Annotated in this window: 14 protein-coding genes; 3 read left to right on the top strand and 11 right to left on the bottom strand. The window is 43.2% G+C overall.

Annotated features, from left to right (window positions below):
* Nucleotides 1-283 precede the first annotated feature (283 nt).
* The 7 genes from NBH01_RS21330 to NBH01_RS21300 all read right to left on the bottom strand — a co-directional run bounded on the left by NBH01_RS21330 (nt 284) and on the right by NBH01_RS21300 (nt 8,675).
* Nucleotides 284-1,126, bottom strand: coding sequence for a helix-turn-helix domain-containing protein (locus NBH01_RS21330; protein WP_016269112.1), 843 nt, complete (start codon nt 1,124-1,126; stop codon nt 284-286).
* A 340-nt stretch (nt 1,127-1,466) separates the two neighbouring features.
* Nucleotides 1,467-2,450 (bottom strand): fimbrillin family protein, encoded by a 984-nt coding sequence (locus NBH01_RS21325; protein ID WP_118307068.1) that lies wholly within the window; start codon nt 2,448-2,450, stop codon nt 1,467-1,469.
* A 52-nt stretch (nt 2,451-2,502) separates the two neighbouring features.
* Nucleotides 2,503-3,459 carry a DUF5119 domain-containing protein gene (locus NBH01_RS21320; protein WP_048692154.1) on the bottom strand — a complete coding sequence of 319 codons (957 nt, stop codon included), beginning with the start codon at nt 3,457-3,459 and terminating at the stop codon, nt 2,503-2,505.
* A gap of 7 nt (nt 3,460-3,466) precedes the next feature.
* On the bottom strand, nt 3,467-4,744 hold the full coding sequence (locus tag NBH01_RS21315; protein ID WP_250700286.1) for a DUF3575 domain-containing protein: 1,278 nt from the start codon (nt 4,742-4,744) through the stop codon (nt 3,467-3,469).
* 271 nt (nt 4,745-5,015) lie between these two features.
* Nucleotides 5,016-5,513, bottom strand: coding sequence for an HU family DNA-binding protein (locus NBH01_RS21310; protein WP_008761725.1), 498 nt, complete (start codon nt 5,511-5,513; stop codon nt 5,016-5,018).
* A gap of 959 nt (nt 5,514-6,472) precedes the next feature.
* Nucleotides 6,473-6,694: a DUF4248 domain-containing protein gene (locus NBH01_RS21305; protein WP_008761724.1), complete on the bottom strand. Its 222-nt coding sequence runs from the start codon at nt 6,692-6,694 to the stop codon at nt 6,473-6,475.
* Nucleotides 6,695-7,163: 469 nt separating this feature from the next.
* Nucleotides 7,164-8,675 (bottom strand): putative Ig domain-containing protein, encoded by a 1,512-nt coding sequence (locus NBH01_RS21300; protein WP_008761722.1) that lies wholly within the window; start codon nt 8,673-8,675, stop codon nt 7,164-7,166.
* A 107-nt stretch (nt 8,676-8,782) separates the two neighbouring features.
* On the opposite strand from NBH01_RS21300, the gene NBH01_RS21295 reads away from it, so the two are divergent.
* Nucleotides 8,783-10,891: an NHL repeat-containing protein gene (locus NBH01_RS21295; protein WP_011108614.1), complete on the top strand. Its 2,109-nt coding sequence runs from the start codon at nt 8,783-8,785 to the stop codon at nt 10,889-10,891.
* A 13-nt stretch (nt 10,892-10,904) separates the two neighbouring features.
* On the top strand, nt 10,905-11,960 hold the full coding sequence (locus NBH01_RS21290) for an NHL repeat-containing protein (RefSeq protein WP_011108615.1): 1,056 nt from the start codon (nt 10,905-10,907) through the stop codon (nt 11,958-11,960).
* 100 nt (nt 11,961-12,060) lie between these two features.
* Here the strand turns inward: NBH01_RS21290 and NBH01_RS21285 are convergent, their stop codons facing one another.
* Genes NBH01_RS21285 through NBH01_RS21270 form a run of 4 tightly spaced genes read right to left on the bottom strand, consistent with a single transcriptional unit; the run spans nt 12,061 to nt 16,150 of the window.
* The gene (locus NBH01_RS21285) at nt 12,061-13,311 is read right to left on the bottom strand and encodes a thioredoxin family protein (protein ID WP_195741178.1); all 1,251 of its coding nucleotides are present in this window, start codon (nt 13,309-13,311) and stop codon (nt 12,061-12,063) included.
* Between the two features lie 29 nt (nt 13,312-13,340).
* The gene (dprA, locus tag NBH01_RS21280) at nt 13,341-14,462 is read right to left on the bottom strand and encodes a DNA-processing protein DprA (RefSeq protein ID WP_250700285.1); all 1,122 of its coding nucleotides are present in this window, start codon (nt 14,460-14,462) and stop codon (nt 13,341-13,343) included.
* A complete protein-coding gene (locus NBH01_RS21275; protein ID WP_008761720.1) occupies nt 14,459-14,863 on the bottom strand; it encodes an acyl-CoA thioesterase in 405 nt (134 codons plus the stop codon). Before NBH01_RS21275 ends, dprA begins: the two co-directional genes overlap by 4 nt.
* 3 nt (nt 14,864-14,866) lie before the next feature.
* Nucleotides 14,867-16,150, bottom strand: a complete 1,284-nt coding sequence (locus tag NBH01_RS21270; RefSeq protein ID WP_008761719.1) for a peptidase U32 family protein — start codon at nt 16,148-16,150, stop codon at nt 14,867-14,869.
* Nucleotides 16,151-16,287: 137 nt separating this feature from the next.
* Here NBH01_RS21270 and dusB point away from each other — a divergent pair, with 137 nt between their 5' ends.
* Nucleotides 16,288-17,280, top strand: a complete 993-nt coding sequence (gene dusB / locus NBH01_RS21265) for a tRNA dihydrouridine synthase DusB (RefSeq protein ID WP_011108618.1) — start codon at nt 16,288-16,290, stop codon at nt 17,278-17,280.
* Nucleotide 17,281: the final 1 nt, after the last annotated feature.

Here is a 17,281-nt window from a genome sequence, read left to right as displayed (position 1 = left end):
TCTCTTCTGATTACACAAAAGAGTATTAGAAAAATATCCTATTATCTTTCATTCATTCAGCATAATCTATCATGTTATTATTCTGCTTTGAAACCTGATTTTAATTCGTTGAAATAAAAAATTTAATTTCCGTATCCACCTTATCATGGCTTTATTTGAAGTGATCTGACTTTATAATAAAGATGTATTAGACTGGTTTTAAAGGAAACAGCTAGCAATATACAACAAATGTACTACACCCACAAAGAAAAAAATAGTTTTTGACTTTCTCTCTGAAAAATTATCAGACGTTCTTCTTGCTTGTTCTAAGCATACGTGGAGAAGCTCCAAAGAACTTCTTACAGAAATTGGAGAAGTGAGGCAGAGACTCAAAACCGTATTTATAGCATATTTCGGAGATACTGTACTCAGAGTTATTCAAGTCATCCAAAATACCTTCCTTACGTCGCGCCTGCATCCATTCGTATACCGGTTCGTGGAATACATTATTGAAGATACGCCGCAAGGTGCTGACGGTATAACCTCCCAGTTGAGCCAGTTCTTCTACCGTTTTTACTTTCTTATAGTTCTGAAGGATGAAGTATTCAAAAGTGGTGGTGTATTTCGAGAGTGGATGCACCAAACTAGCCAAGTCATAATCCGAATAATAGTAGCTTAGCACAAACGCCAGTTCTTTGCGCTTTAAAGACAGCAGATCCCGGCAGACTTTACTTTCACTCAAATAGGATTTGGAACCATCCAAAAAGTATTTCAATTCAGGAATTATCTTTAAAGGAGAATAGATAAGCGGAGAAGGTACATCCTTCATGATATGATTGAAACGGAAGTCACAGAATAGTTCCGGCTGAATAAAACGATAATAGATACATTCGCACTCGGTCATCGCAAGCATCTCGTATTTTGAACCAATAGCCTGAAGAATAAATTCACCTGCTTTCAACATCGTACCTGCATACTCCTGACTATTAACCAAGAGCTCTCCCTTTATCAAAAAAAGGATGAAATTATCTTCACACTTCCGGGCTGGTTGATGGTAGCCCCTTGTATGGGTAGTGTGAATGATAGCATTGTCTACGGCTTTCGGACAGTTCTGACAATCCCAAGTACCCTGACAGATTGATGACATATATTTGTGTTGGCGTTTGATTTGTTCCTGTTTGCAACAAAAATATATGAAATCTTTTACATGGCAATAGAAAAGGGAGGAAAAGTGAAAAAGAGGTTATTTTTACATTTTTTTTGTAATATAAAAAGGAGAGTATTTTTACTTTTAAAAAAGCTATTCACTATTTTATATTATCAAAAATTCCTAAATATAAATTTTACACTAGATTTTGACTTTCAAACATAACTAGAATTAATTTAAAATTAGGGGACTATCTGAAATATCATCAGATAAAGTCCCCGGAATATTTTATTTTCAAATAATCAAAACAGACATTTGTTTCTTAATAAATACGTCCAAATTATTTATTTACATCAGTATTTACATCTGTTTTTTCTGACCATGAAGTGTCATCAGAAGACCCTGTCAAATTTATAGCATCACCATTTAAAGATAATACATAAGCTGTTTTAGAACCAGCTTCCCAGTTCCCTGTCAATTTTACCGTAACAGGTTCACTCGCACTATGAACTTCAAGGCCACCCTTTTCTGCACTATATGTTACTTTAACTTCTACTCCGGCTAAGGATTGGGGCATAAGAATCATTACCTGTGTTAAGGCATCATTTAAAATTGTGGCTTCTGCTTCTCCTATAACTTTCTGATCATTTAATGTGATTGCATAATTTCCAGTAGAAGCGTTATCCTCTACAGCCCACTGTCCAATAGATGTATCAGGATCACCCCCATATGTGAAAGTACCTTCTGTTCTTACCTTATTTAGTTCAATCTTAGAAACTGTATATGTAAGGTCTGCGTCATTACCTTTCAATTTAAAGTAAACTTGAGCCAATGCATGCTTAAAATTCAAATTAACAGAAGGATTATTGTTTTCTTTACTTTTATTAGCTTGCTGTGCTACTAGTAAGTCTTCTTGCTTATTAATATCCGTTAACACAGTATATTTTAAAGTAGGAAACTTACCGTCTTCTTTAGCATACGTTGCAGTAGCCACTCCTCCATATCCAAAGAAAGTAACCTTACCAGATGTCGGCCAATAATAACGCCCTGATGTAGTCCAGCCTCCATCTTCACCTTTAGTATATTCAGCACTAGACATTATAGTAGATGTAACAACTCCCGTAAAATTCGTTTCACCATGAGAATACCCATAGGCTGTAAATTTCTTAAAGTCCTTATTCTCTATTATAACGGCTCTTGTAGATTTACTTACAATAGTACTAAAATTTATCTCCGCATTCTGTGCTGGATTCTCAAATTCTTCATTCTGTGAGCAGCTTGTAATTGTTGCAACTGCTGCAATCGCCAATAATACCTTTTTCATAATCGTATTTTTTTAAGTTTATAATATTGTTATATTTTGCTTATGCTTTATCTCAAATTACGGGCAAAGGCACCTCCTCCTCTTCCCCCCAATCACCAACATCACCGCCAATACCACCATCACCACCAGACGAATTTTCCGGCTTATCAACCTTCACCTCATCATCATCAAGCGGTAACTCTATATCTTTAGAAGGCTCATCGTTGCCTCCCCCTTCACCACTCTCCGAATTAACAATCACATCCGTTATATCAACCTCTATCTTCTGTACCGTATTATCCACCTTCACAAATGCCAGCGTAAACTTTATAGCAAGACTTGCCCGACTCATCGCCCCTTCCGGTAACCCAAAAGCAGTAAAACTACCCGTTACTTCGCCCGAACACCCTTGCGCTTCAAAGTAGATAGGAGCATCGTTCATCATCCCGCAACATCTGCCCAAACAGTAACAACCCGCCATACCTTCCACACTGCCTACAATTGAAGAAACATATTCCAGCCCTTCCACCTTGATCTTGAAAGAATAGGTCTTTACCACTAATTTCGGTTTCCAATCCAGTAGAAGCTCTTCTTCACTGTTCGCTATATGTAAATCATTGATCTGCACTACGTATAAGGGATCAGGTCCCCATACCATTTTTTCCGTTCCCGCTATTCCCAGACCATTGCAATAGCCTGTAAATGCTTCAATCGTCTCATAGGCTTCCTCTCCTCTGATCTGCACCGTTTCAGTGTCGTAGTTGTAAGCCACTACCGAGTAACGCCCCGGCGGCACCTTTACTTTTCCACCTCTTACTGAAAGGTATGTATCAATCTTTCTGCCTTCCGCACTCTTCGGATAAAAAATCACCCGAACCCCTTCCGGCAACTTATCGGTAACACCGTTCCAATCTAACTTTATATCTACCCCGCTTACGGGATAATCATCCAATAGTTCGCGACGGCTACATCCGGTCAGCATCAGCAGCGAGGACAGAAGCACAAGAAGTATGTATCTTGTATCTTGCATAACGTCCTTATCTCCCTCTTTTTATCAGCCATACCAGAGAGACTTTCGCCTTGGTAGGACCTATAAAGTTATAACGTCCACTAGTTGTCCACACGATATCCCCCTCGTAAGGAGTATATTTCTTATATTCTGTTGTCAGATACCCGATGCCGAAGCTAAATTCGAGCGACAGATGGCGAGCCAGTTGCCGCGCATACCCGTAGGTCACTCCCGCAGCTCCGTAATAATCGCCCCGGTAACCGTCGCCCTTCCACTGGAAATCGTAAATTCCACCTTCAGCATAAAGCCCAACAAAATGCCCTGTCAACCGGTTGCGCTTCTGACGATTGCCCAACCAGCAACGTCCTTCCACTCCTCCCGAAAGAAGCTGATAACAGAAATCATGTTTACTGTTCAGCCACCACGGACATTTGTATTCAGCATTTAAAGACCACCTTTTGCCTACCGGAATCTCTACTTCCAGATTTGGCGCCAACGCCAAATCGTACAACAGATTATTCTTCACTGCAAGCACCGTTTTACTTTCAACCGGCCCTTCTGCCTCCGACACTACCACCTCATAAGCCATACTCTCTTTACTTTCTCCCTCCGGCTTATCAGGTTGATCGCTCGGAAGCGCCTCTTCCTGCTTTGAAACAAACAATCCGGAGACAGAAGATACCGGTTCAAAAATATTCTTTTCCATTTCCGGAACTTTGCGGACAACCGTAATCTCAGCGCGTCTCAACTTAGGTAACACGTTGCGGACAATATATCGGTAAGCCATTCCCTGATTCAACTTCTGCAACAGTTCTTTTCGCTTCACGATGTTATCCCGATGATAATCTATCAACATCAAGACTTCTTCCCGGTCCGGCAAGTCTGAATCCGACGCCACCAACTTACGAAGTTCAGACCAGTCTTCTCCTTCAGAAGTAAGTTTAATCTTTTCGACATCAACATACGGATAACGTTGCCTTAAGAACTCTCTCATCGAATTGTTTCTTCGGACAGATAATGCGGCATTGTAAACCGAATCTCCGTCAGGCGATACAAAAGTGACCACATTGAGCGCAGTGATATATCTTGAATTTATTCTTTCCTCAAGCAAAGAATCTAAAACATTAATTTCTTGATTATTAGTTTTATAACAGGAATCAACATCTGTTTCTTCCTGATCGAAATATATCACCACCCGCCTGATAGTGTCACTCGCAATCGTGAAAACCGGAACCACTGCATACACACTTTCTGATAAAGCAAGAAATGCCATGAGAATAACGCATGTATAGATTCCGTGTTGCATAATTGTTCGTTTCTGTGAACAAATATAGAAGTTATAATATAAACTAAATCATACTAGCAGAACAAAAAACAGGACATGGAAGGTTCTGTGAAACGATTGGAACGAATTTGCAAGTTTAGAAGCAAATAAGGAGGAAACAATAGATACACCAAGGCATTATATAAAGAAAAAATGCACAGAAAATCGAGTATAACCGATTATCTGTGCATTTGCAACTTTTCAATAAGCCTTTCCCACGCTGTCTGCTACCTAAAAAGAAAGTACAGAAGATTTATACAGTCGGGTCCGGCGCTTCTTCATCACCCTTTCCTCCGTCTCCACCGGGATTAGGTTTTACGCTACCGCTGCCATTGTTACTACTTCCGTCCGTATAGTCCGTATCCAACTCCGCACGACGGGTAATACTCATATCATCCAACGTGGTCTTGAATATTTTTCCAGGATAGAAAAGGATCTTTCTTTGGACGATTGACTTAGATGATACTTCCTTCTCGTCATCCGCACTCTTAGCGCGAATGGTAGGGCTGAAGATGCCGAACTCACCCATCTGAACACTCTTTCCGTCGTCAATGTCCTCCGCCATCATATCGACAAGACCGCTGACGACCAGATCCACAACTTTGCGGTGAACTCCACAAAGACGGCTCACCTTGCCACACATCTTGGAAAAACTTACTCTGCCGGAACGAACCGACTTTGCTACATACTTTTCGTTTTTGTCCTTGTCAAAACCGAACACTCTTTTTGTTACTACATACTCTAAAGCCATAATTGTTAAAGTTTAAATGGTTAAAAAAATAAAGGTTATCTGTTTGCCATTCCGTTTTGTCTGAATGACTCTGCAAAGATATAACAGGGCGCAAACCGTCCAGTCCCCTTTAGTCCCCCTTGTGTCTCCTTTCAATGGCTTTAAAGCAGTAAATATCCTAAAGTAATTCGCTTATTTTCAATCGACTATACAGATGAATATTTTTTTTCCAAAGTGCGTTCATTGCTGTTTCTCCCAATAGAGTCTGTCGGTTTCCAGTCTCCATATACCGACATACCCCCGCCCGCAATCAGTAGAGAAGGAGCGCTTCGAAATACAATTCTTTACCTGCTTACTCAGAGTCTCACTATCTCCCAATGGTCAAGTAAGCATTTCCAATGTATCTTTACCTATGACGAGATATTCTCCTCTTTGATCTGTTGCCTTAACCTGTATGCAGATGCCAACATACAAAAAGATAATAAATAGAAAAGTGTGCTTTCTCATAGCTTTATAATTTTAGAAAACCGAATATACATATATATAATAGAGCAATAATACTCATTTCGGTATTTATCATATGCGAATAAACGAATTATTCTGTTTGCTCAAATAGAATTACGTACAAATTAGCTGCATTATAGTATAACCAACAAAAAAGCAACATGATACTTTGTCATACAAAACGGTCTATGAGAGAAAGGTAAAAATAGTCATGCAAATTTACCAATATACTAATCCAATGAATACGATACTGCCTTCTCCCGATTTACCCACAATGAAAAACATAGACACTGTATACTAAAACCGTATTTGAGTTTCTAATAAATTCTTTCATCGTTTATTAGAAACGGTTCCCAAGTTTATTAAAAACGCCGATACGCCTTTCAAATCTCTTTTTCTTGAATTTATGCAACAAAAAAGGCTGCAAACTCCGTAAAAGTTTGCAGCCTTTTGCTCATTTCCGAGCTACTTATGCCCTAATCCTCATAAGGATCTCCTAGATGTTTTGTTATGATCTTATACTGTTTTGATGTCAAAAACCGGTGATTGTACGGCAAGTAACCTGTCGGTATAAGTTCTTTGACCAACGGGTTACAACCTTTAATCCATCGGCTGAGACAATGCACCGCATTTTTACTCGTTGTACATCCGGGGAAGTACATCGCAGCCAGTGCAGCAAAAGATAAGATTCCTCTCATTCGTTTCTAAGTTTTGATTTGAGTTTTATTGTTGTTATTACGACTACAAATATACAACATAAAAAAGCCTTTGTCAAGTCCTCAAGACCTTCGAGCGTTAATAACAAATTAAAAAACTGGAGTACTGGCACATAAGCAAGGATTGCATCGTCAATGACTAACAAGTTTGTTACTAACAACTTTGTTAGTAACAAACTTGTTAGTTAATAAAAAGGCTGAGATTCCTCAATTCAGACCCATTGTGTGCGATAACAGTGAAAATCCGTGAAAGAAATCAAAAGAGACGCAAATACAAGAATATTATTTGGAAGGAATAGCAAGAAGACTTACATTTGTCATGTGATTTTTTTCATAGTATTAGATTTAAGGTTAACAAAGGTTGGAGCAAGGCGTTGCTCCTTTTTTATGCCTCAACCTTTCTTTATTTTACCTCAGAGATTTATTACTGTCATTCCAGTACTGTCATTGACTATTTTTTCGGCTTTCCACAGATATAAACCTTGCATTGGTAAGGCGCCAAGTCCACCATTATGTTATTCGCAGCATTTTCCATAGAACGGCTGTCAAGACTATACACCTGCTCCAAAGACAGGTCTTCCACCGTTTTTGAATTTAATTCTATAGTACGTGGAGTATCCGCCCGGTTAAAACAAGCTACCGCTTTGCGACCGTCAGCCAACGGCTTTACCCAAATATCATAATGATCTGCACGGATGCTGCGCTCCGCCTGCTTGCCCAACACATCCTGGTTGATAGCAATCAGGTCCCTATCCAACAGAACCTGCAATGTACTGTCATTCATACTTCGCACGTCATTTCCGCAAAGTAATGGAGAAGCCATCATACACCATAATGCAAAATGAGACTTATACTGTTCGTGGGTGCAACCTTCCGATTCATATCCGATACTCATACTCTTACCACCGATACCAACTACCAGCATATCCGGATCATTCCAACCGGAAGGACCGCCATATTCACTCAAAGGAGCATTGATTTCAAGAATATTCAGGATACCACGAAGCCCGCCCAACTTGTTGGCTTCCCGGTTCCAGACATCGCCTATATCTCCCGAAACGCGCCACAAATGTCCGCCTACCTGTTTTGCCCATTTCCAAGGTTCGCGCTGTCCCCACTCACAAATGGAGAACACGATGGAACGTCCCGTAGCACGCAACGCCTTTCCCATCTTTGCATAGCGCTCCATAGCCTCCACCCGGTCGACAGGAGCATTGCAATAATCATACTTCAACAAATCGACACCCCACGAAGCGAAATCTTTCGCATCCACTTCTTCGTAGCCGTAACTGCCGCATACACCACCACAAGTCTTATCGGCTGCATCCGAATAAATTCCGAGTTTGAAGCCACGTTCGTGCAGATAATCTGCCACATACTTTATTCCACGCGGGAACTTATCTTTATTGATCTGCAAATGTCCGTCAGCTCCCCGTTCGGGCAACTGCCAGAAGTCGTCGATATTAATATAGGAATAGCCTAAATCCCGCATTCCGTTGGCTACCAGCGCATCCGCAGTTTGCAAAACCAACTCCTCGGTGAGATGTCGCCCGAAAGTATTCCAACTGTTCCAACCCATGGGAGGAGTCAGCAACAGGTCATCACCAATGCGGATCACGAGCTTTTCCGTACTGGTCCCCAATGCGTTCTTAGCTTTAAGAGTGACGGTATATTCACCTTTAGAAGCTACTGATCCTGTGATAATCCCTGTTTTCGAATCCAGTTTCAATCCTTTCGGAAGTTTCTCCGCACTCCATTCCATCGGCCGCTGACCGGTAGTAGGAATATAAAAGAGGAAAGGACTGGCAGGATAATTGCCAATCGCCCGGGGAGAGTTAATACATGGTTTTCCTTCAAAAACCTTTTGAGAAGCATCCGGCAAAGAGATATTTCCGGCAACAGATACGCTTGCTACAAAAAGAGCAAGAATAGACAAAATTACAATACAACGTGTTTGATTCATAGTTGTTTGTTTTTTATTACGCCACTAAGATAAGGGAAAAAAAGCAGGATGAATGGTGATAAACATTTTTTTTATACCTTTGCCGCCCGCAAACTAAAAAAAGAAATATGATATTCCACAGAATCTTTCGTTTCACCTATTTTCTTATTTTCTGTATATGGGGACTGCAAAGCTGCACCAAAGACGACTTAATAGAAACGCCGGCAGACACAGACAGCGAAACAACAGAGAACCCGTATGGAATAATCCGGATAGCAGAGAAAGACCTGACTCCGGATGTTTTCAAATTAATGCTTCAGGATGATGAGCCTGCCACGATTCTATTCAATAACACCCAGCGGGGATTCAGAGTAAACCAGCCCCTGCAAGTCAGCATCACCGAGCAGCAAGAGTTATTTATCCGTTTCTATTCGCCCCGTCCTGTCAAGGAGGTGACTGTGTGGGCAACCATCAGCGGATATGAAGAAGCATTCCAACTGGCAAAGTTCGATGTGCTCCCAGCTTTCACTGAATTTCATAAGGAACTGCCGATGCTGACGCAAAGCAAGCGTTACATCACCCGTTCAGGAAAAGAAATCCAGATTATGGCAAATCCACACCTGTCCGCAGCCGACTTCAAACTGGAAATAGAATGTAATGACAAATACTATCAAAAACTGCTTTCCACCAAGTCCAAATACAACGTACGTTTCTCCGCCTATAGTCAGACCGGTTCATGGGCCTATCCACTTTATCCGGCTCACGCCCGGGAAGCGGTAGCAATGATGCTGAACTACGGCTATATGTTCTCGTCAAAGGAATTTGCCGAAGAACTGGAAAAATACAGAGGCAAACTGCATAGTGACGCCAACAAAACTGTTATTGACATCGATATGCTCCTCAAAAAAGTAATCAACCACTCCGGCTTCGTTATCGGGAAAGTGACAACCGTAGACGGACTGGGAGGCGGAGAAACTTATGGACTCAACGAATGGTGCTTTCTGGAACACTACGCAGACGACGGAGCGCACACCAGCGCCACGTTTCACGAGTTGGGTCATTGCCTCGGCTACGGGCACAGCGGAAACATGACTTACGAACAAACGGGAACCGGATGGATTACCCTCTGCGCCACCGTATACAACAAACTATGCATCGAAAAGAAACTTCCGGTGTACTCACGAAGATTCATGCACACCCGCCGCTATGGCAAACTTTATGGCAGCTCAAAATACAACGCTTCCCGATACATCATTGAAGACCCTGAACTGGATGCAATCGACGGTGGACTATCGCCGATATTGAAAGAAGAGGATGAGGATACTGCGCAAGGAACACCACTCTCCTGCATCATCACCTACAAAGATATTCCCCAAGCCACGGAATCGACTTTTGCGCCCAAGGATGTCTGTGTATATGGCAACCGAATCTACATCGTGAACAATGCCAGCGGAAATTTCAGTCTGGAGATTCTGGAAGAGCAGAACGGCAAACTGACGCACATAAAAAGCCTGAAAGAGTGGACGGAAGGAGGGGCAACAAAGGGATTTGCCGCAACACCGAACGGCGTGACCGTAGCCCACGGTAAGATTTACGTTACAAACGAACAAAGCCGGACTGATATTTTTGATGAAAAGACTTTTGAACTGGTGGCAACCATCGGCACAGGCTCTTGGGGAGAAGGAAGCAACCAAACGGTTCATGCTTTCGATGTACTGGTACACCGGGGATGTGTGTTTATCCGAGATAAGAAACGGGTATGTGTATTTATCGAAGACGATATTGTCCCCGGAAAAAGCTTCAAAAATGTGCCCAATTATTGCCGGACATCGAATATGGGAGAGGCAATGGGTACTTACGGGCAGACAATCGGCAACGACGGGTTACTTTATACCACCCACCAGGGAAATAAGAAGATTTATGTATTCGACCTTCAGGCAATGCGCGAACAGGTGGAATGGAAAGCCCAACGGGTCATTAATCTGACCTCTTATTCGCCGTACGACATTGCATTTATCGGCAAACGAATGTTCGTCTCCTTTGCTACAGGCAAGAATCAGCCTATCGCCCTGGCCGAAGTCAATCCGGAGACAGGGACTGTGATTAAGGATTACACAACTGTCGAAGGACACACCTTCAGTAACGTGGAAAAGATGTCAATGGCACGGCAGACATTGTTCATAGTAGACCGGAATGCACATACAGTAACGGGAATCCCTGTAGAAAAGTTGAATTAAAAAAAAAGAAGACATGAGAAAAGAAAAATTATATACCGGATGTCTGTTACTAATGGCATTAATCACAGGTAGTTGCTCGGAAGAAGAAAACCCGGAAGTCCGCCCGGCTACAAAACCCGCAGAGCCATATACAAGCTATTATTACTATTCATACGAAGCGGCACGACAGTTATCCGCCACAGACTTCGCCTTGGCTGAAGGTCAATTCACCCCCGGACCTACTTACATAAAAGGAGATACTCTTTTTGTAGCCAATATTCAAAGCGGAGCTTTTAGTCTGGAACTTTATGACCGGAACAAGAACCGACATCTGGCTTCGCTCAAAAGCTGGAAATATAAAGAGGCAGAACAGAAGTTTCCGGATAAGATTGAAGCGATCGGAATATCCGGTAACCGGCTGTACCTTGCAAACATAAGTTCCCGAATAGATGTATTCGATGTACGGACGCTGGAGTTCATCACACGCATCGGCACAGGTAACTGGGGAGACGGAATCAATCAGATGGTACACTCTCACGCTATGGCTATCACACCGGACGGAAATATCATGATTCGTACCAAAAAGAATCTGTTAGTCTACCGGGAAGCTGACGTAACTTTGGAGAATTATCAGAAAGTTCCTTTCTATTGCCGCAGTAAAGGAGATGGAATGGATGTGAATAACGGTTTCCATTCTCATCAGATGGTGCAGGATTCCACCGGTATCGTTTATCTTGCTGATTTCGGGCAATACGGCAATCAGAAAATTCAAGCCATCGACACCACACTGATAGAAAAAGGAGATCAGAAGATACTGATTGACACAGAAAAAACGCTCCCTCTGAGCTTCAATCCCTGCGGCATCGCGTTGCATGAAAATCGAATGATTCTATCTGCCCAAAACGGGTCTCTATTTATCTATGACCGAACCAAAGGGAACTGGGAAAACAGTTTTAAGTCCGTCAAAGGATATACTTTTAAGAAACCCGAGAAGCTGCTGGTAGACCAAAACACTCTTTGGGTCTCGGATGTAAACGCCCAAAAGCTGGTAGAAGTAAAAATCTATAAGAATGAAATACGGGAATATTAATTAAAAATCCATCCTCGCCACAAAGATAGTTGTAGCGAGGATGATTTCGTTAAAAGGGGAGTTTTGGCACACCCTCTTATTTATGAATCCCTACAGGGTCTCAACTTTGTTGCATCAGTTTTCTCAGCTTCTCTGCCACTTGTAGTAACTGCCCTTTATGGTCTACCATGGAGATGGCCGGAATAGCTCCGGGAGGCAAGTTCTTTTTGATCTCCTCATTCTTCTTTATCAATTCTTCGCAGGCTTTATCACACCACTGAGCAGCTTTCTCACGCAATGACATATCTGCACATTCCTTATTGAGCCAGTTCACCCATTGCAATAAATGCCCTTCGTCACCCAAAATGGTGTGCGAAGCAAGTATCTTATCGCCACGTTTCACAAATGAATCCCATTGCTTCATTATACCGTCTCTGCTGAGGCGCAGACTCTCGCCTATCATGTCAGCTTCCGCCACATTCATCTGTTTCATCTTCGCCACGTAGGCATCCAGTCCCTGCTCATCAAATGTACAGTGATTGGACTCGTCCACTTTCAGGTAGGCATATGAACCGGCTATCCAGTCTTCGAGCAGTCTGCGGTCGAGAGAAGCGGCCTGACGGGGAAATTTATCAGTAATTTCTTTCTTATGGTTTACCGCATACTGAAATGCGGAAGAGTTGACATCATGCACATAGTAATAGAATACCAAGAAGTAATCTTCATCTTCCAGCATTTTCTGCTCACTTCCCTGCAAGAAATCAGCTGCCACCTTTCCTGCCTCCTGTTCACGGTTGGCAGCAGAAAGCGCATTGATATATCCGCAGATAAAAGCCAAATCACGGTCACCAGCTTCATAACGTTTCTTAAGTCCCGAAAGTCCACCGGACTCTACACCCAGTTTCACTTTCTTCAGCAATTCAGGAGCATCCTCAGCACCTACCAGTCGGTATACGACCTCACCGCTTGAATTAATGAAAAGAAGGGTAGGATATGCGTGTACCCCATATTTCTTTCTGAGTTCCACTCCTTCACCTTTCTCCATGTCCATCTTCAGATTCACAAAATGACGGTTAAAATAATCGGCAACCAGGGAATCTTTAAAAACTACTTTGGATAACCTCTTGCAAGGACCGCACCAAGTCGTGAAGCAGTCGACAAAAAGCAGTTTGTCTTCCACCTCCGCTCTTTTTAAAGCCTCAGAAAAAGAAAGTACACGAAAAGCAATCCCATCAGCTTGTGCAAGAGTCATTTGTGTGCCGGCAGCAGGTGTTGCGGAGATTTTCTGCGCAGGCACCATTTGCTGTCCACGTGTGTTCTGAACGGATAACAGGCATACTGCTGCCATGAATACTAGAAAATGTCGTTTCATTTCAAATTGTTTTAGGTTGGTTATTAGATTTATAATAATTGATAAACTCCTCCTGCCAATACCCGTACGGCTCCCTTCATTTCCAGTTCAAAGAGAATTGCACTCATTTTATGTACGGGAATATCTGTCTCTACCACTAAGGTATTAATCTGTAAGTTTCCTTGTTTTTCCAACGTATGAACTACCTTTTGCTCCTCTTCTGTCAGTTCCAGAAACAGGCTGCGCTGTACATTCTCTACCTTTACTGGATGTGAATCCAACGTCCATCCCATCGCCTCCACCAAGTCTTCGGCAGACAACAGAAGGGATGCTTTACTGTCACGGATCAGTTGGTTACATCCTTTTGAATATTCGTCGGTCACACGACCAGGGAAGGCGAAACAGTCGCGGTGATAGCTTTCCGCAAGCTCGGCTGTGATCAGAGAGCCGCCTTTGGCAGCCGATTCTACCACAATCGTAGCATCACACATACCGGCCACAATACGGTTGCGACTGATAAAATTGTGTTTATCCGGTGTTGTACCGACGGGAAATTCTGTCAACAATCCACCTTTATCAAGCATTTCAACGGCTGTCTTACGATGAAGAGAAGGATAAATACGGTCCAGTCCGTGAGCTAATACACCGACTGTAGGCAAGTCATTGTCCAATGCACTCCGGTGGGCATTGATATCAATGCCGTAAGCAAGGCCGCTGATAATTAATACATCAGGACACAAAGTTTTTAAGTCACGGAGAAAAGTAGTACAGAGTTGCGTACCGTAATCAGTAGCGTGGCGGGTGCCCACCATATTAATGATATGGAGAGCATTCAAATCGGCATTTCCCTTATAAAACAATACAACAGGAGCGTCTTCACACTCCCGCAAGCGGGAAGGGTATGCCTCATCGTGAAATGTCAGGCACTGGATATGATTCTTTTGCAGGAATGCGACTTCCTGTTCAGCACGGGCAATAATTGACGGACAGTCCAGTGCATCCGACACCCATTCATGTACTCCGGATAATCGCTGCGCCAGTTCTTTCCGGAAGCGGAACACATCGGTGGCACTCTTCATGCCCTCTACCAGACGTTTCGCTCCAATGTGCCCGATACCGGGCACCATTGTCAGAGCGATGCTATATATTTGTTCTTGTTCGTTATTGGTCATTTCAGGTATGGGGCAAAGACATTGTCGAACAATTCGCTGTTACTTAAACGTCCGTTTACCACACATACCGTCTCAACAGTGGATTTCACTACTACTTTCTGATCGCTTTTGCGGAAGATATCCTGATAGAATACGTATTTGATGCCTTCTTTCTTCATATACAGTTTGGAGACAAACTCATCCCCACTCTTCAACGGAGTCTTGAAAGCCATATTGATACGTGCCACTACCGGATCGACTCCCTGTTCATGCAACGCCGCAAAGCTAACACCTACCGAGGTCAGAAACTCGTGGCGGGTATGCTCCAGATAATGCTGATAATTGGCATTGTTGACAATCCCCTGAAGGTCACATTCGTAATCACGCACCTTCATCTCCAATTCGTAGATATACTGGCTCATCGTTTATCCTCTTTTCTGTTCTACATCAAGTCCCTTGAATTTCTTCAATTCTTCGGTAGATACCAATTTATATAATTTGTCGCTGGGACGTATCTTCTCTGATTTCATTGAGAAACGCTGACCTTTCTTTACCGTCTCTACCGGCTTCAGATCGACACGCGCTTCGTCCAGTGTCATAAAGACTGCGCCGGTGGTAGGTCCCGTTATCAGCAGCTTGTCACCTACACTGACTTCGGCAGCTTCTACCAAGAACTCAGAGACACCGATATTGGAGAAGTATTTGATACCTTTGCCCACATAGATTTTACGTTCCGTAGCGGCCGAACCATAATTCCGTGTCCATTCGCCCAAGCGTTGTCCCAGATAGTAGCCATCCCAAAAGCCACGGTTAAAGACTGCCTTCAGACGTTCATCCCAAGCGGCAATCTTTTCGTCTGTAAACGTATCATCCAGATAGGCCTTTATCGCTTCTTTATAACATTCCACCACCGTACGCACATACTCAGGACCGCGGGCACGTCCCTCAATCTTGAATACACGCACACCCGCATCCATCATCTTATTCATAAAATGAATGGTCTTCAAGTCTTTCGGTGACATGATATATTCATTGTCGATATCCAGTTCCACATCCGTCTCCTTATCGCGAACCGTATAAGAACGGCGGCATACCTGCATACAGGCACCCCGATTGGCCGAGTGATTCATTTCGTGCAGAGACAAATAGCACTTACCGGAGACTGCCATGCACAAGGCACCGTGACAGAACATTTCAATACGAATCTGCTCTCCGCTCGGACCGCAGATATTCTCTTCCCGAATCTGACGATAAATCTCGGCCACCTGTTCCAGATTCAACTCACGGGCCAGCACTACGACATCGGCAAACTGGGCGTAGAATTTCAAGGCTTCCGCATTCGATATGTTCAATTGAGTAGACAGGTGTACTTCCTGACCGATCTGACGGGCATAGTTCATTACCGCTACATCGGCAGCGATCACCGCTGATATTCCTGCCGCTTTAGCCGCGTCCACAATGGTACGCATCAAAGGAATATCCTTATCATAGATAATGGTATTAACGGTCAGATAGCTTTTCATTCCATGTTCATCACACGTCTGAGCTATCTCACGCAAGTCATCAACGGTAAACGTATTGGCAGAACGGGCACGCATGTTAAGGTTTTCTATACCAAAATAGATAGAATCGGCTCCAGCCTGAATGGCTGCCGCAAGGGATTCACGCGAACCGACAGGCGCCATTATTTCAAAATCTTTTATATTCATTTTACTATCTGATAATCATTTAAATGTGATAGGAGAATGCAAAGGTACGAATTAATCCGTATCCGTGAAACTTACCTCAACAAATAGTTCTTTCAGTTTTTATCCGTACCTTTGCACCGCAAAAAGAAGTATCGATTATGAAAATAAGCCATATAGACCTGGGAGAACACCCTATACTACTCGCCCCGATGGAGGACGTGACAGATCCTGCTTTCCGCCTGATGTGCAAAAAGTTCGGAGCTGACATGGTATATACTGAATTTGTATCGAGCGATGCACTGATACGCGCTGTCAGCAAGACTGCACAGAAACTGAGTATCAGCGATGAAGAACGCCCTGTAGCCATTCAGATTTATGGTAAAGATACGGAAACGATGGTCGAAGCTGCGAAGATCGTAGAGCAGGCGCAGCCCGATATTCTCGACATAAACTTCGGCTGCCCCGTGAAGAGAGTAGCAGGAAAAGGAGCAGGAGCAGGAATGCTGCAGAATATTCCGAAGATGCTGGAAATTACCCGTGCCGTAGTGGACGCAGTCAAAATACCTGTCACAGTAAAAACCCGTTTGGGATGGGACGCCAACAATAAAATCATTGTAGATCTGGCAGAACAACTACAGGATTGCGGCATTGCCGCACTGACCATTCACGGTAGAACCCGTGCGCAGATGTACACCGGAGAAGCAGACTGGACACTGATCGGAGAAGTAAAGAACAATCAAAGGATGCACATTCCTATCATTGGCAACGGAGATGTGACAACGCCCCAACGCTGCAAGGAGTGTTTTGACCGCTACGGAGTAGATGCCGTCATGATCGGTCGTGCCAGCTTCGGACGTCCCTGGATATTCAAGGAAGTAAAGCATTATCTGGAAACAGGGGAGGAATTGCCGCCACTCAGCTTTGAATGGTGTATGGAGGTACTTCGCCAGGAAGTGATTGACAGTGTGAATCTGCTTGATGAACGCAGGGGCATCTTGCACGTGCGCCGCCACTTGGCTGCCAGTCCGTTGTTCAAAGGGATTCCTAATTTTAAAGAGACTCGTATTGCCATGTTGCGGGCAGAAACGAAAGAAGAATTGTTCCGGATATTCGAAACAATTCCTGAAAAAGTAAATTCTCTTTTAGATTAGT

This window comes from Bacteroides sp. B1-V-101, assembly GCF_023656585.1.
Classification (GTDB): Bacteria; Bacteroidota; Bacteroidia; order Bacteroidales; family Bacteroidaceae; genus Bacteroides; species Bacteroides thetaiotaomicron.
This window is presented reverse-complemented; position numbering and strand designations above follow the sequence as displayed.

Coding starts and splice junctions, on each gene's coding strand:
- NBH01_RS21330 (WP_016269112.1), bottom strand. CDS start 1,126: ATGTCATCAATCTGTCAGGGTACTTGGGATTGTCAGAACTGTCCGAAA.
- NBH01_RS21325 (WP_118307068.1), bottom strand. CDS start 2,450: ATGAAAAAGGTATTATTGGCGATTGCAGCAGTTGCAACAATTACAAGC.
- NBH01_RS21320 (WP_048692154.1), bottom strand. CDS start 3,459: ATGCAAGATACAAGATACATACTTCTTGTGCTTCTGTCCTCGCTGCTG.
- NBH01_RS21315 (WP_250700286.1), bottom strand. CDS start 4,744: ATGCAACACGGAATCTATACATGCGTTATTCTCATGGCATTTCTTGCT.
- NBH01_RS21310 (WP_008761725.1), bottom strand. CDS start 5,513: ATGGCTTTAGAGTATGTAGTAACAAAAAGAGTGTTCGGTTTTGACAAG.
- NBH01_RS21305 (WP_008761724.1), bottom strand. CDS start 6,694: ATGAGAGGAATCTTATCTTTTGCTGCACTGGCTGCGATGTACTTCCCC.
- NBH01_RS21300 (WP_008761722.1), bottom strand. CDS start 8,675: ATGAATCAAACACGTTGTATTGTAATTTTGTCTATTCTTGCTCTTTTT.
- NBH01_RS21295 (WP_011108614.1), top strand. CDS start 8,783: ATGATATTCCACAGAATCTTTCGTTTCACCTATTTTCTTATTTTCTGT.
- NBH01_RS21290 (WP_011108615.1), top strand. CDS start 10,905: ATGAGAAAAGAAAAATTATATACCGGATGTCTGTTACTAATGGCATTA.
- NBH01_RS21285 (WP_195741178.1), bottom strand. CDS start 13,311: ATGAAACGACATTTTCTAGTATTCATGGCAGCAGTATGCCTGTTATCC.
- dprA (WP_250700285.1), bottom strand. CDS start 14,462: ATGACCAATAACGAACAAGAACAAATATATAGCATCGCTCTGACAATG.
- NBH01_RS21275 (WP_008761720.1), bottom strand. CDS start 14,863: ATGAGCCAGTATATCTACGAATTGGAGATGAAGGTGCGTGATTACGAA.
- NBH01_RS21270 (WP_008761719.1), bottom strand. CDS start 16,150: ATGAATATAAAAGATTTTGAAATAATGGCGCCTGTCGGTTCGCGTGAA.
- dusB (WP_011108618.1), top strand. CDS start 16,288: ATGAAAATAAGCCATATAGACCTGGGAGAACACCCTATACTACTCGCC.